General features: G+C 40.9%; 16 protein-coding genes. 11 read left to right on the top strand and 5 right to left on the bottom strand.

Annotated features, from left to right (window positions below; genetic code table 11):
- Window positions 1-37: 37 nt before the first annotated feature.
- The 3 genes from HDE70_RS10640 (at window position 38) to HDE70_RS10630 (ending at window position 2,338) form a co-directional block, all read left to right on the top strand.
- On the top strand, window positions 38-928 hold the full coding sequence (locus tag HDE70_RS10640) for an SDR family oxidoreductase (protein WP_183889935.1): 891 nt from the start codon (window positions 38-40) through the stop codon (window positions 926-928).
- Window positions 929-991: 63 nt separating this feature from the next.
- Window positions 992-1,480: a nuclear transport factor 2 family protein gene (locus HDE70_RS10635; RefSeq protein ID WP_183866880.1), complete on the top strand. Its 489-nt coding sequence runs from the start codon at window positions 992-994 to the stop codon at window positions 1,478-1,480.
- A 75-nt stretch (window positions 1,481-1,555) separates the two neighbouring features.
- Complete coding sequence (locus tag HDE70_RS10630) at window positions 1,556-2,338, top strand: NIPSNAP family protein (RefSeq protein WP_183889933.1); 783 nt, start codon at window positions 1,556-1,558, stop codon at window positions 2,336-2,338.
- A gap of 13 nt (window positions 2,339-2,351) precedes the next feature.
- On the opposite strand, the gene HDE70_RS10625 is transcribed toward HDE70_RS10630, so the two are convergent.
- Window positions 2,352-4,886 carry a beta-L-arabinofuranosidase domain-containing protein gene (locus tag HDE70_RS10625; protein WP_183889931.1) on the bottom strand — a complete coding sequence of 845 codons (2,535 nt, stop codon included), beginning with the start codon at window positions 4,884-4,886 and terminating at the stop codon, window positions 2,352-2,354.
- A gap of 164 nt (window positions 4,887-5,050) precedes the next feature.
- Here HDE70_RS10625 and HDE70_RS10620 point away from each other — a divergent pair, with 164 nt between their 5' ends.
- A complete protein-coding gene (locus tag HDE70_RS10620) occupies window positions 5,051-5,560 on the top strand; it encodes a GNAT family N-acetyltransferase (protein WP_183889929.1) in 510 nt (169 codons plus the stop codon).
- Here HDE70_RS10620 and HDE70_RS10615 read toward each other — a convergent pair.
- From HDE70_RS10615 to HDE70_RS10600, 4 genes are read right to left on the bottom strand one after another with little or no spacing between them, the layout of a single operon-like run.
- Complete coding sequence (locus HDE70_RS10615) at window positions 5,555-7,102, bottom strand: FAD-dependent monooxygenase (protein WP_183889927.1); 1,548 nt, start codon at window positions 7,100-7,102, stop codon at window positions 5,555-5,557. The two genes, HDE70_RS10620 and HDE70_RS10615, sit on opposite strands and share 6 nt — an antisense overlap.
- Window positions 7,103-7,142: 40 nt before the next feature.
- Window positions 7,143-7,964, bottom strand: a complete 822-nt coding sequence (locus HDE70_RS10610; protein ID WP_183889925.1) for an AraC family transcriptional regulator — start codon at window positions 7,962-7,964, stop codon at window positions 7,143-7,145.
- Between the two features lie 10 nt (window positions 7,965-7,974).
- Complete coding sequence (locus tag HDE70_RS10605; RefSeq protein ID WP_183889923.1) at window positions 7,975-8,868, bottom strand: helix-turn-helix domain-containing protein; 894 nt, start codon at window positions 8,866-8,868, stop codon at window positions 7,975-7,977.
- A gap of 59 nt (window positions 8,869-8,927) precedes the next feature.
- Complete coding sequence (locus tag HDE70_RS10600; RefSeq protein ID WP_183889921.1) at window positions 8,928-9,749, bottom strand: SDR family NAD(P)-dependent oxidoreductase; 822 nt, start codon at window positions 9,747-9,749, stop codon at window positions 8,928-8,930.
- Between the two features lie 162 nt (window positions 9,750-9,911).
- Between HDE70_RS10600 and HDE70_RS10595 the strand changes: the two genes are divergently transcribed.
- The 7 genes from HDE70_RS10595 to HDE70_RS10565 all read left to right on the top strand — a co-directional run bounded on the left by HDE70_RS10595 (window position 9,912) and on the right by HDE70_RS10565 (window position 15,011).
- Window positions 9,912-10,865, top strand: coding sequence for a helix-turn-helix domain-containing protein (locus HDE70_RS10595; RefSeq protein ID WP_183889919.1), 954 nt, complete (start codon window positions 9,912-9,914; stop codon window positions 10,863-10,865).
- 95 nt (window positions 10,866-10,960) lie between these two features.
- Complete coding sequence (locus HDE70_RS10590; protein WP_183889917.1) at window positions 10,961-11,815, top strand: SDR family NAD(P)-dependent oxidoreductase; 855 nt, start codon at window positions 10,961-10,963, stop codon at window positions 11,813-11,815.
- 73 nt (window positions 11,816-11,888) lie between these two features.
- Window positions 11,889-12,812, top strand: a complete 924-nt coding sequence (locus tag HDE70_RS10585) for a helix-turn-helix domain-containing protein (RefSeq protein ID WP_183889915.1) — start codon at window positions 11,889-11,891, stop codon at window positions 12,810-12,812.
- Window positions 12,813-12,931: 119 nt separating this feature from the next.
- On the top strand, window positions 12,932-13,588 hold the full coding sequence (locus HDE70_RS10580) for a metal-dependent hydrolase (RefSeq protein WP_183866891.1): 657 nt from the start codon (window positions 12,932-12,934) through the stop codon (window positions 13,586-13,588).
- A 152-nt stretch (window positions 13,589-13,740) separates the two neighbouring features.
- Window positions 13,741-14,142 carry an Rrf2 family transcriptional regulator gene (locus HDE70_RS10575; RefSeq protein ID WP_183889913.1) on the top strand — a complete coding sequence of 134 codons (402 nt, stop codon included), beginning with the start codon at window positions 13,741-13,743 and terminating at the stop codon, window positions 14,140-14,142.
- 66 nt (window positions 14,143-14,208) lie between these two features.
- Window positions 14,209-14,769: an MBL fold metallo-hydrolase gene (locus tag HDE70_RS10570; protein WP_183889910.1), complete on the top strand. Its 561-nt coding sequence runs from the start codon at window positions 14,209-14,211 to the stop codon at window positions 14,767-14,769.
- A 44-nt stretch (window positions 14,770-14,813) separates the two neighbouring features.
- Window positions 14,814-15,011: a hypothetical protein gene (locus HDE70_RS10565; protein ID WP_183889908.1), complete on the top strand. Its 198-nt coding sequence runs from the start codon at window positions 14,814-14,816 to the stop codon at window positions 15,009-15,011.
- The last annotated feature ends 18 nt before the right edge of the window (window positions 15,012-15,029 follow it).

Here is a 15,029-nt window from a genome sequence, read left to right as displayed (position 1 = left end):
CTTTGTATGCAGGTAGTTTAACCTTATAAAATTTCTCATGCTGAATACAACAATCCCAAAAATATTAATCACCGGAGCAACCGGGCAGGTAGGTAGTAAAACAATCGATTTTCTTTTATCAAATAAAGAAGTAGAGCTGGTGGCCGCAGTACGTTCTCCAGAGAAAGCAGCCCCGTTTACGGCTAAAGGAATTGCTACAGTTATCCTTGATTTTGATGACGAAAGTACTCATTTGACTGCACTTAAAGATATTGACCGTGTTTTGATAGTTACTGGTTATACCGTTGATATGTTACGTCAAAGCAAGGTTTTATTAGATAATGCTAAAAAGGCAGGGGTGCAGCATGTAGTGCATCTGGGGGCCTGTGGTCGTGATGATACTACTGTTGCACACTGGGCGTGGCATCAGTTGATAGAAAGATATATCGAGTGGTCCGGATTTTCTTACACGCATTTACGTCCGGAAACTTTTATGCAAAATGTATTGAGTTATGGAGGTAAAAGAACAATTGAAAATGGTATAATTCATGCCTATGTTGAAGGGGCTAGATTGAGTTGGGTAGATGTAGATGATGTGGCGCAAGTTGCTGCTTTGTCTTTGTCTCATCCTGAAATACATGGCAAACAAACCTATAGGTTAGGTTACGATGCGATAACTTTTGATGAAATGGCAGAATTGATGACTTTTGTTGTTGGGAAACCTTTTCACTATGAGCCGCTTTCTCCTGAAGTCTTTCTGCAACAAATGAGAGATTCGGGCGCGGAGATGGCTTATATGAATTGTGTATATAACCATTGGAAACGTTATGCAGCAGGTACGATTCCCGGTGCAGATGATACGTTTGATAACTTCTTCGGAATTACAGGAAAACAGCCTGTGAAATGGATTGATTTTATTAAAAAACATAAAGCTGAGTTTGATTATTAGTGATTAACTTTTGAAATCTGTGTAACCTTTGATCAAGATGATGGTCTAATCAGGAAAGTGAATATGAAATCTTTATATAAACACACCATACTGATTACGCTGACCGCTATAGCCGCTTTGTCAGCTGCTGCGCAACCGCAAAATAACGGAGTTCAGCATGTTGACCCATTATATCAAACAGTGTCCGGATTAGATAGTACTATGTTTTCGGCTTATAATAAACGTGACCTTGAAACTTTCATGAGCCATTTTTCTCCCGATCTTGAATTTTATGATGACAGGGGCGGATTATCAGACTATGCACATAATTTAGCTGCATTTAAAAGGAATTTCACAGATCCGGTACACTCTTCAAGACGTGAACTGGTTAAAGGAAGCCTGCAAGTTTATCGTTTAGGTAATTTCGGCGCATTAGCTATTGGAGTTCACAAATTTTATGGCACTGTTAATGGAAAGGAAGAGTTAGAAGCCACTGCAAAGTTTACCGAAATTTGGGAAAACAAGAACGGGAAATGGCAGATAAAACGAGAAATGAGCTATGATCACAAATAAACCCTTTTACAAAAAGAATTTATTTTCATTATATATTGGTATACGGATCAATTTACACATTAAATCATAATCGATATGGAACGCAGGAAATTTCTTCAATCTTCAATGGCGGTTACTGCCGGTTTAGCGCTAAACATTAACCCTACAATTGCCAATGATAAGGATCTGATATCAAAAGAAATATATGAATTGCGTGAATATGAAATGCATTTTGGCGCTGATCAGGGGCAAATGGACAATTACTTTAAAACAGCGCTAATTCCTGCATTGAATAAATATGGCATAAAAGCAGTTGGTGTATTTAAGGAATGGCGGCAATCTGAACCGGCTAAAGTTTATTTACTGATACCTTATCCATCTCCTGATCACTATATCTCTGTAAATTTAAAAGTAAAAGCGGACGCAGCTTATATCAAAAATAGCGCTGCATATAACAGCATACCAGCCGATAAACCAGTCTACAACCGCTTTATTTCTTCTTTAATGATTGCATTTGATGGGTTTCCCAAAATTGTTATCCCATCAGGTGAAGCCCGCATATTTGAATTAAGGACTTATGAAGGTTATAGTGAAGAAGCTGTAAAAAGGAAAATTAAGATGTTCCATGACGGGGAATTTTCTATTTTTAAAAGAGCGAAGCTGGATCCTGTATTCTTTGGTGAAGTGATTGCTGGTGACAAGTTACCTCGTATAACGTATATGATTACATGTAACGGTATGGAAGAACATGACAAAGGCTGGGCTGCCTTCTTAGCTGATCCTGAATGGAAAAAATTAGCAGGGGATCCTCAGTATGCAAATACGATTTCTAAAATCAGTAATAGCTTTTTGGTTCCTGCACCTTATTCGCAGGTGTAGTTAGAACTATCACCTATTTCCTCGTCTTCAGCTCCTTAACAAGTAAATCATCAATGGTTGTCAGCGCATCATATGCTCTGACACCTATAGTACCACTTTTAAACGTAGTATCTGTCACTGAAATTAAAGGTTCCGTAGCTTTGTCGTTAAAATACACTTCAATAGAACTGCCTTTTGCCTCTATTCTAACTTTATATGCTTTTCCGGTTTCCAGTTTTTGGTCTTTTGATGCCAATAAAACCCATTTCTGATCAACTGATTTACCTAATTCCACTTTTCCTGACGATGCATTAATCCCTAAATAGTAACCATCGTAAGCATCGGCGCCGATAACCTGATCAGTAACTCTGAACAATAATCCTGCATTGCCTTTTGAATTGAGCCGGATTAATGCTTCGTAACTCAGATCATCAAACAGTGTTCCGCTGGCAATCGCTTTTGACCCATGTATCCCATATCCCCATGAACCTTTATTGGAAGCAGAATGAAATGCCCCGTCCTTAATATACCAGCTTCCGCCATAAATCAACCAGTTTTTAAGCGTTGTGTGGCTGAAATCTTCTTTAAACTGTTTTCCTGAACTTTTGGGAATGCCAATAACGGGGAAATTACTGATCCTGATGTTTTCACTCCCAAACGGGGTAAGTGTAATTTCTTCTGTTGGTTCTGAAGAGGCAACCGGGCTTGCTGGTACTTCTAAAGCATGCATCTGATTATAAGCCAAAGTCCAGGCAGGTATTTTTTTAGCTGAAATTTTCAGTTTAACTGGTGTAGTAGCCTGGATAAAGGGATTTTCGGGCATTGTAGTTTGCTGAACTTTTATAGACCCTACCAAGTCATTCCGGTTAACAACCAGTCCGTAATTCCACGCAGAAGCAGCAGACACTTCATAATCAAAGAAACCATTTACCGGATGTTTTTTAACCTGATCATATTTTGCATCAATTTGCAATGCATATACAATTGGACCGCGTTCTACAGTTACAGAATTATTAACCTGCTCAGTTACTTTTACTTCCATAGGGAAGTTGAGTACAACTTCGTCTTGTGTGTCCCATTTTCTGTTAATCGTGTAAATCTGATCTGGTTTAACGCCAGCCGATTTTTTACCATTAACAGTAATTTGTGGATTTTTGCACCACGCTGGAATCCTCAGTTTCAAAGGAAAAAAAGCAGTTTTTGCCAGCTCTATTTTAATTCTTATTTTTTCCTCAAACGGATAATCAGTAACGACTTGAAGTTTAACTGGAACTGAGTTTGCGACAAAAGCGTTGACTTCAACCGGGGCATAAGCAATTACCGCCAGCCCTTTATCCGGAGTTGCTGTCCAGCTATTTTTTACAAAATACGGCCAGCCCATATGCATATTATACCTACAGCAGCCCATTCCTGAATACGGGCTTAAAAGCAACGCCCCATCATAATCCTCATCAAAGCCGGAGTTTCCATGTTTACAGACTACTTGATTTGGCTGTGTATAATATAAATGAGATTTGATATCTCTGCTGAACTGTGCCGGCAATGTATTAAAAGCAATCTTTTCCAGCCTGTCTCCAACCTGTGCATCATGCACTATTCTGGCTGCGGTTTCCAGACTTTGCATCCATTCCACAACAGTACAGGTTTCAGTTCCCTGAAAAGAACTTTTTCCAGCCAGAAATTCAGTTCCGGAAGCAATTCCTGATGCCTGACCATGATCTCTTATTAAATGGGCAATCCCTTTTTCAGTAGCTTCTCTGTAAAATGCGGTCTGTTCCAGCTGTGAATAGAGTACAGGGAATTTAAGTGCCTGCCCCACACTGACACTATGTTTGGTATGGAAATCATCACCATAAAAATAAAATTGATTCTTAGTGTAAATAGATGCCCATGGGTAAGCTTGTGATTTTAATTTCTCTGCAAGCGTTAAAAGCGATTTTTCACCGGTGATATTATAAAGCCAGAATACAATTTCTATATTATCACCAGTTCTTGATTTACTCCATTCCGTTAGCGGTTTTTGATCCAGATTGTTTAGCTGGTATTTGAAATATCTGGTAAAAAAATCAATGACCCTTTTGTCACCTGTAGCCTCATAATAGCTTTGTATCGCATACATCATTGGCATCCGGGGCCACCAGTCATTCATTTTTACCGGGCCAAATGTACCATCAGGTTGTTGGTGATCTAAAGTCCAGTTTATCCATTTCTGAGCCTTTTTCTTTAACTCTGCATCATCCAGTGTATAGGCGAGTGCAACCAATCCTTTTACATAGTAGGGGACACGTTCCCAGCTTTCACCCTTGCCACCAAGCCAGTCAGAACCTGCACCAAGATCGGAAGCTTCTGAATAAAGTTCTTCAGCATGTCCTGTTGCTCCGTCTTTTTGTAGCTCCAGCTGTTTGAGTAACCATCCTTTAGCTTTGATACTGCCCAGCGGGAGTTGTATATAAGTACTTGCAGCAAGCGGAGCACGGTTATAATTATAGGATGATCCGGTTTTAGGCTGGGCAATAAGCAGTGAAGGAACCAAAGCAAACACTAAGGTTATAGATTTACTGATGTTCATATTTGGTTGTGCTATCTGAATAGCAAGTTTAACATAAATAATAAATGTTTCATTGCCATGATAGTAAATTGATACAATATGAAGAAATTTTGAAATAAATCGTTGTTCTAAGATTACTAATTACAATTTTTTATTTATAATGCATCAACCGCAAATATTTAACAATGAAAAGTAATACAGAAGATAATTACTCTCTGCACCGTTTGCTGCCTTCGGAATGGGCAGAATATAAATCAATCAGACTGGAAGCATTGCAAAGTAATGCTGAAATGTTTGGTAGCAGTTACCTGAAAGAAGTTACTTATAGCCAAAATGACTGGATCGCTTTATTAGAAAATGATAAACGCGCCATATTTGTTTTATATAATATAGACTCGATAATCGGTTTGACTGGTGTGGCTATTGATAGAGATGACGCAACATCAGCAGTTTTATTTTCCTCTTTCATTAGGCCGGAGCATCGGGGGAAAGGACTGGCCAGGTTATTTTATCAGGCACGAATTGACTGGGCAAGAGAGAAAAAATGCAGTTCAATTACTGTTTCTCATAGAGCAGGCAATGAAATTTCCAAAGCTGCAAATCAACGGTTTGGTTTTAAATATACCTATACAAAAGAAGTAACCTGGCCAGACGGTGTATCCGCAGATGAAGTGATGTACGTTTTGCAACTATAAAACAAACCAGCGGGCAGCAGCTTTCCTGAGTTCTTCGTAATCTGATATATTGTTCGAAGAAGCCCAGGCAATAATCCCATCAGGGCGTATCAACAGGGCACTTACAGTTAATCGGTCTTTTACATTTGCTGAAATATACCTGATCTGGTCACCATATTCATTTGCGAGAGTTTGAAGGTCATCATTGCTGTCAAAATCAAGAAGGATAGCTTTTCCATCGTGCATTAGTTCACCAATTTTAACGCCATCTTCGAATTCAAAGTTGGGAACGCTGTGGCCAGTTAAGGGATGGTCGCCACCAAGATTATAGTGCGTGAAAATACCCCACATTCTTGCTGCCATATAAGTAGCACCGTCACGCGTATTCATCAGGTCGCGGAAAATTGCATGCAGTGCGCGGGCAGCCGGACTTGGTTGCATGATAGCAACCTGTGCACGTGACCAATCCAGAACCTGTAGGCCGATTGGGTGTCGTTCGGTATAATAACTGTCCAGCAAGCCTTCCGGAGCTTTTTCCTGAATAGTTGCAGCAAGTTTCCAGCCAAGGTTCATCGCATCGCCCAGTCCAAGGTTAAGTCCTTGTCCTCCCAGTGGCGCGTGAATATGTGCGGCATCGCCGGCTAAAATTACGCGTCCGTTGCGGTAAGTTGTGGCTTGTCTTGCCCGGTCAGTCCAGGTGGTTGCAGTGTGTAAGGTGGTGATCGTAACATCGGTATTCGAGACGCGGCGTAAAACCTCTTGAATATGCTCAAGCGTGACCTGTTTTTCTGAGGTATGAAATGCTCCGCCGTCAAATTCCTGTATTACTACATATCCTGGCTGGGATTGCATATACATGCCTGTTGGTGTTACGTTTCGGCCCGGATTGAGCTTTTCGGGATCGGCGATATCAATCCGGGTAGTGTAGCCTGTAAATTCTGGCTCCGTACCGGCAAATTCAAAACCACCAGTTTTGCGAACAATGCTACGGCTTCCGTCGCAGCCTGCGAGCCATTTACTCTGAAATGATTGATGAGCTGATTGAACAGTTACTCCATCTGCGGTTTGATGAAAACCAGTAATAGCAAGACCGCGCCTGATTTCTACACCCAATGCTGCTGCGCGCCGGGCCAGTACAGTTTCAATTTCCTGCATTTCAGAAATTAAACTGGGTTCTGTAGCACTGGCAAGGCGGTATGTCCACTTGGAAGTGTCAATATTGCCATCATGAAATGGAATGCCGGCAAAGTGTCCTGCCTGACGATTAGCACCTTGTACGGCTCCTGAATGCGGATTTTTAAGATGCTTATGGATTTCAAGTTCATCCAGCAACCCGCGGCGGTAAAGTGATTCAATAGTAGGCGCGAAAAGTCCTCGTATCCCGAAAGGAAATTGTTTCAAGAGTGATCGTGGATCCTCTGCCTTTTCCAGAATAAGGACTGAGCATTTGGCCAGCGCCAGTTCACAGGCAAGGAACAGACCTACAGGCCCTGCGCCAGAAATGATCACATCGTAAACAGCTTGATTTTGTGTTGATTTATTATTTTTAAGTGTAGCTTTCATATAGAATTATTGATACACAAAATTCTGGAATACGCTGGCTTCAGGCTTGTATAAATGCGACAAAATCGGTGCTTACAACTTGTTTCCCTTTCTTTGCTTTTTTTGCGAATGCTGCTGGCGTAGTGCCGCTGTAACGTTTGAATTCTCTGCTGAGGTGGGATTGATCCGTATAACCCAGCTCATGAGCTAATCCGGTTATGTTAGTATCCGGACAAAGCCATAATTGGTTTCGCACCTGTTCAAAACGCATCAGACCGGACACGTCCTTTACGGTATGGCCGGAAGACTGTTTGAACTTCCTTTCCAGAGTACGAACTGTGGCATGAGCTGCCGCTGCTACCTCGCTTACCGGCATAGTGCCTTTTGTTTCTCTCATCGCAACTCCGGCTTTAAACAAGGTATTGTCTTCAATAGTGGTTTTTGCCCATGCCTGGAGGAAGTATTCTTTTACCTGAAAAAATGCTTCAGCTATTTTACCCGCATCAATCAATTTGCTCAGTGTGGGTTGAAGCCGGGCGATAGGGTGTTCAAATACGTGGACTCCGTTTTTGCCGGAAGGTAGTTCAAGTAAGTCAAATACGGTCCATGGAAAGCATCTGATCGCAATAATCTCTAAACGGTTTTTCGCGTTTAAAAGAACAGGTTGATTGAGCAGTCCCATCATAAATGGTGATGGCAATGGCTGTAAAACACCAGGGTAAGAAATGCTGCATGCACCTCCGAAATGAAAAATAATTTCAGCGTAACCATCAGGTAGTACCTCAAAATCAGCTTTTAATTCTTCGGCGTCTCTTCTGTTATACCAAAAGCATTTTATAGTGTCGCGTAACTCTTCAGGGGGTTCAAATTCTTGGTGCAGCATATCTGGTCTGTTAATGCTGTTTGCGATAAGCAACAGGATTAAGCCCTGTTTCTTTTCTGAAAAGTCTGGAAAAATAAGGAGGGTTTTCAAATCCAAGCTGATAGGCGATTTGTGCTACAGTAAGATTGGCACCAACCAATAAGTTTTTTGCTTCTGAAATCAGATAGCTGTGGATGTGGTCAATTGCCGATTTTCCTGTTTCCTGCCTTAGCAAGTCACTGAGATAACCTGGAGACATCTTTAATTGTGCTGCAATAGCCGTAACGGTGGGTAAACCGTTGGTCTGTAATGCCCCGTTCTCAAAATACTGTAGTATTGCCTGATTAAATCTGGAAATTACTTTACCTGTCAGTTCGTTCCTGTTTAGAAACTGACGCTTATAGAACCGCTGGGAATATTTGAGAATGGCTTCAATATGACCAAGGATGATCTCTTTGCTATATTCGTCCTGATTGTTATGATATTCCGTTTCAATCTTCCGGAATAGTTCCCACATAATTTCTTCTTCGCGGGATGAAATATGAAGGGCCTCATTGGTTTCGTAGTCGAAAAAACTATATTTTTTGATAAGTTGATGTAATTGCTCCCCGTTCAGGAAATCGGGGTGAAACATGATTGTAAACCCACTTCCTTCAAGTTTGATATTCTTAAGTTCAACGGCCTGACCAGGTTTGAAATAAGTCATAGAACCTCCCTGATGATCGTATTTTGTCCGGCCGTAATAAAGACTGCCTGATATGACTTTCTTAAATGCAATCGTATAAAAATCAGTGGTATATTCATTTTTGGCAATACCGCAGGTATCCGGACATATATCCACACAGGTAATCAGCCTGAGTAAGGTGTTTTCCGACATCGGCATCCCACTGTTTTGATGCGGTTCGCTTGAATTAAAATGCTTCATCTTCATAAAGATACAGCATCTGGCTTAAGAGATACTGTATCTTTATTCAATTTAACTAATTAATGACCATGTGCAGCTGCTGAGACCTCTTTCCAGGATTCCCAAACCGCCAGCCGATCTGCATAAACCTGTTGAACGCGCGGTAAAGCGAGCTTTCCTAAAAGTAAACGTAATGGTGGTTTTTCACTGTCCACTAATTTTAAAATGGCTGGTGCAGTGGCTTCCGGATTGCCGATCATGCCGGGTGTGAAATAGCTATTTAAGGCCTCTTTTATGCCGTCATAAAGTGCAATTGATTTTGTTCTGACCGCTGAAGCTGCATTCCAGTCTGTACTAAATGCATTGGGTTCAACAATGCTTACAGCTATACCAAATCCCTTAACCTCAGCCGCAAGACTTTCACTTAATCCTTCGAGTGCCCATTTTGAAGCATTGTAAATACCTAAAATCGGTGTTGCTGCAACGCCCAGTACACTTGAAATCTGTATAATATGTCCAAAACCTTGTTCCCGCATAACCGGGATAATGGCCTGTGTCATCCACAATAAACCAAATACATTGGTTTCCATCTGATCTCTGGCTTCCTGCTCGGTAGTCTCCTCAATAGCACCAAATAAACCATAACCTGCATTATTGATCAGCACGTCGATGCCTCCAAAATATTCATCTGCTTGTTTCACAGCAGCAAAACATTGTTCACGATCGTTTACATCTAGTTTAACGGGCAATATTGCCTCCCCATAAGTAGCTACAAGATCCTTTAATGAATCAATATTCCGCGCAGTAGCGATTACTTTATCGCCACGTTTTAAAAAAGCTTCTGCCCATATTTTTCCGAGTCCTCTGGATGCGCCCGTTATTAAAATTATTTTAGATTTCATATTCGTTATTTTATGCTGTAAAATTACTGGCAGTAGGGTGAGGGGAGTTATACATATCGCTGAATATCGGATACATATTTTCTCCTGCTGATCTGCATGTTTACTGAATAAAGTGTAGCTTTAGGATTAAAATAGCTGAAATAAATAATAATATAGTCGAGAATGAAAATATTAGCCAATGGACCGGGCATGATGTCTGACTTTGTCCGTGCCCTGGGCGCCACCGTCCGCGGGCGATTTATACATATTCCTGAAAACTATGGTGGTGGTTTCCTGACTGGTTTTTCCTGGGGAAATGAGTTGAGGGTGATGATCCGGAATTATCACCTGAAAGAGGATGTGCTGGTAGAGTGGACAAATGAAGCGATGGAAGAGCAGGAATATGTAGTATTGATGTTGAGTGGCGTTTTTCCTCCAATTGTCCAGCCAGGTGTTAAATTATTGCCCGAACGCGCAAATGTCCTGATTTGCACGCAGGCAGTTTCTTCTATCATCGATATGCCTTCGAATACCAGTTTTGGAAGTGTAACCATTAGTGTTTCCCGGCAATATCTGAACCAGCTCTTCGGAAATATAGATTATCCGGTGGTAGCCAGCGTTTTGCAGGCCAGTGGTAACTTTGTACTGGAGATGGATATCTCATCCGAAATGATCAAAACGGCTAATGAAATGCTGCATGTGCCTGTACCGGAAAGTTTGGAAAGTCATTACTGCAAGCTGAAATGCGAAGAGTTGCTTTGTCATATTTTTGCACTGCTGATGCAGCGGGAGGCTGTGCCAATCGGCGGTATGCATATCAACGATATCAAAGCTATATATGCCGTTAAGACCCGCTTGCAATCTAATCTTGCCGAGCCACCAAATATTGCCGCACTTGCCAGAGAAATGGGCATGAGTGAACCTAAACTTCGAAAGCTGTTTAAACAGACATTTGGTAAAGGGATTTTTGAATATTACCAGTTTATGCGGATGGAGAAAGCGGCAAGACTACTCAGGGAAAAACGCCTGACAGTTTCTGAAGTTGGTTATCAGTTGGGGTTTACTAACCTGAGCCATTTTTCAAGAGTCTTTGAACAGCATAACGGAATGAAACCTAAAAAGTATTCAGCAATTTAAAATACCTCAATTTGGCTACAATTGTCCTCAATTGAGCTACATGGGGGGAGTGCCATTTACAGACATTTGTTGTGTTAAATTAGAAAGCTAAAATTATGACACAACAAAATAATAATCCAGGTACAAATAAAGTTTGGTTCATTACAGGTAGTTCCCGGGGTTTTGGGAGGGTCTGGACCGAAGCAGCCCTTAAACGGGGAGATAAAGTTGCAGCAACAGCACGTCAATTGACCAGTATTGCTGATCTTAAAGAAAAATACGGTGAGCATGTGCTGACTTTGGAGTTGGATGTGACCAATGCCGGACAGGTTAAGACTGTTGTAGAACAGGCACACGCTCATTTTGGGAGGTTAGATATCGTGCTAAACAATGCGGGTTATTCTTTAGTAGGAACGATAGAAGAGGCTAACGCAGATGAGATCAGGGCGATGTATGAAACCAACGTTTTAGGTCCGGTTGCTGTTATCCAGGCAGCATTACCTTTGTTACGCAAGCAAGGCGGGGGCCACATCCTTGGGACATCCAGCAACCTTGGCCATGTAGTATTGCCGGTTATCGGCTATTACTGCTCTTCAAAATGGGCATTCGAGGCAATTCATGAAAGTTTGGCCGCAGAAGTCGAAGCTTTCGGAATTAAAGTAACTATTATAGAGCCAGGTGCTTATGCAACTGAATTCGGTAGTCCGGAGTCTTTAAAATTTGCAGCAGGTCTTGATATTTATCAGGATTTTAAAACTCAGTTTTTTAATAGTTTAAGCGAAATGGAAAGAGGTGATCCTAATGCAACTTCTGAAGCGATTTTTAAAGTTGTTGATGCAGAGAATCCACCTTTGCGAATCAATTTGGGCAGTCATAATTTACCATGGACGCGAACTGCCTATGCGGAGAGGCTGGCAAGCTGGGAAGAGTGGGACCAGGTTTCCGCAGCTGCTCAGGGCAACACAAAGTAATTGTCTGGTAAAAAAAATAACCATAACCGGTAATCAAAAGTATTGCCGGTTATAATTGCCTTAACTTTAATAAATGAAAAAGGAAGAAAACATCCATCTCAAAATGGAATCTTTATCAGATATGCACCGGGCCTTTGGTTTACCTGCGCCGGCCTATCCGTTAATCAGCCTGATCGATGGGGCGACAAACCGGATCATCTTATCAAAGTTGCCACAATCTCATGTACTCAATTTTTATAAAATATCCTATAAGCCAAGTATAGGTGGTAAGTTGAAATATGGTCAGGATTATTATGATTTTGATGAGGGCGGTTTGTTATTTGCTGCACCTAATCAAATTATTGGTAACCATGGGAACAATGAAGGAGAAATATGTTCCCAATATACTTTATTGATACATCCTGATTTTTTGTGGAATTATCCGCTGGCAAAAAAAATAAAGCAATATGGGTTCTTTTCATACGCAGCAAATGAAGCACTGCATTTGTCGGATAAGGAGAAGGTTACTATTATGTCCATTTTTAAAATTATTAAAGAAGAGTTAAACAGCAGAATAGATGATTTTAGCCAGGATGTAATCATTTCTCAGGTCGAGTTGCTGCTCAATTATGCGAATCGCTTTTACAAAAGGCAATTCATAACAAGGAAAGCGGTAAATAATGATCTGCTACAAAAATTGGATGATATTTTAGATGAATATTTTAATAGCGAAAAATCTGCTAATGAGGGAATACCGACCGTGCAATATCTTTCGGAAAAACTGAATATATCACCGAGTTATCTGAGTGATATGTTACGGTCGCTTACGGGGCAAAATACCCAGCATCTGATCCATCACAAGATTATAGAAAAGGCGAAGGAAAAACTATCTGCCACAAATTTATCAGTAAGCGAGGTCGCCTATGAACTTGGATTCGGACATCCGCAATCTTTTAGCAAGTTATTCAAAGCAAAAACTAATACATCTCCTTTAGAGTTCAGAAGGTCATTTAATTAATGAAGTTTGTTCTTTCGTTATATAGCCGATATTAAGCTTTCAATGATTTCTTGATTTTTGTCAAGAGCATTATGGCTTGTTTTTAATCATTTTTGCTTAACCATTAAAAGCTGATTATTATGTTTATCGGACACTTCGGACTATCCTTTGCTGCTAAAAAAGCGGCACCAAAAGTTTCATTGGCAATCCTGTTTATTGCCACACAATTTGTTGACATCCTTTGGCCATTTCTCCTGCTATTTCACGTTGAAAAGGTAGCAGTTGTCCCTGGCTATACGAAGACGAATGCTTTTGAGTTTCTTTATTACCCTTATACCCATAGTTTGTTTATGGGAGTGGTATGGGGGATCGTTGTGGGCGGTATTTACTGGTTATTCAAGCGGGACACCCGTGGCACCATCGTTATTGGTCTATGTGTTTTAAGTCACTGGTTTCTTGACCTGATTGTACACACTACAGATTTACCTTTAACACCTTTTGGAGATTATAAAGTGGGATTTGGCCTGTGGAATCATCCAGCAGTCACTTTGATTATTGAACTGGCAATATTTTTAGCAGGAATATATGTTTATGTGAGTTTCACTAAAGCCAAAAATAAGGCTGGAAAGTGGGCACTTTGGACATTGGCTTTTTTGCTTGTATTAGTACAGCTATTGAATACTTTTGGCCCGGTACCTTCTGATTCAATAATGAATTTGTTCGTTTCCTTTATTACCCTGATGGTAATCATTATTGGACTGGCCTATTGGGTCAGTAGAAACCGGGAAATAGCCTGATACAGTTAAGCCAAAATGTTATCAATTTCTATTTTGATCTCAAAAATTATTTCTGGCAGGTTGCTGACGTTCTGGCCAATGACATTAAAATATAAAAGTTGCAGCTGTTAAATAAATCACTAGTTTTGTACTGTAATAATAATTGATACAGTATGAATAATGTCCAGTTTGCCACCGCTATCCATATATTGACTTTACTGGCTTCTGAAGGCACTTTATCGTCGACGGATATTGCCGGAAGCATTAATATTAACGCTGCTATGGTGCGCAAATCATTAAGTGTATTAAGCAAGGAAGGACTTGTTGAAACCAGGGAAGGGAAAGGCGGGGGAGCGTCACTTGCAAAACCTGCTAATCTTATATTGCTTTCTGATATTTATAAAGCTGTAAATACTGCTCCTCTGCTTGGAAAAACCAATCATCCTGATCCTGGTTGCAAGATTGGAAAACAAATTAATAGCCACTTGGTGGAATTGTATAGTCAGGCTGATAATGCAATAATTAATAGGCTGAGCAGTATGACATTAGCAGGTTTTTGTAAAAAATTCAAGTAGTTTTTTTTGATCAATACTGTAATAGTATTGGTTACAGTATTGAAACGTCAATCAAAACAAGAAAATATGAAAAAGACAAGGATAAGAATGCGCCGGCTAGGCTGGTCAGGGTTGGAGATCGAGAGCGATGACCAGACGTTGGTGATAGATTATATTCAGGATACCTCACAGTTAGTACAGCTCCGCAGTCCAGATGAGCCTTTCCCAGAAGTTTCACGCCCGGGTGGTACATCTGTAGCGCTTGTGACTCATCTCCATGCGGACCACGCTGATCCTGGTGCAATAAAAAGGGCCTTGCAAGACCATGCACCAGTGTTTCGTACTGCACGTGCAACTGGAACTGAAGCCGATCTCGCTCTGACTTTTCATGCCGAAACAAAGTTTGCGGAGTACAATCTTGCAACTGAAGTTATTGAAGCGTGGGAAGAACGGAAGGTTGGCGCATTCCGGATATGTGCTGCACCGGCAGTTGATGGGTTTGGTGATCCGCAGTTATCCTGGATTGTGGAATGTGGCGGACATCGGATTATTCATGCAGGCGACACTTTGTTTCATGGTTATTGGTGGCGTATTGCAAATAAATACGGCCCTTTTGATGTTGCATTTCTTCCAGTCAATGGTCGGTAGTTGACTTCCCTTTACTTCAGCCGTCAAGTCCTCTTGAAGCCGTAATGACTCCTGAAGAAGCGGCGGTTGCAGCTCACATTCTACAGGCTAAATTTGTGGTACCGATTCATTATGGCTCACTTCATAAGCCGCCTATGTATGTTGAAACATCAAATCCCATTGAACGTTTTGGTCACCAGTTGACAACTTTTGATATCCGGATGTTGCTTGCTGAGCCGGGTGAATGGTTTGAACTCAGCTAATTCCTGGTTTCAATTACA

This window comes from Pedobacter cryoconitis (assembly GCF_014200595.1).
GTDB classification, from domain to species: Bacteria; Bacteroidota; Bacteroidia; order Sphingobacteriales; family Sphingobacteriaceae; genus Pedobacter; species Pedobacter cryoconitis_C.
The sequence above is the reverse complement of the archived record's forward strand: the minus strand, read 5'-3'. Positions and strand labels throughout refer to the sequence as shown.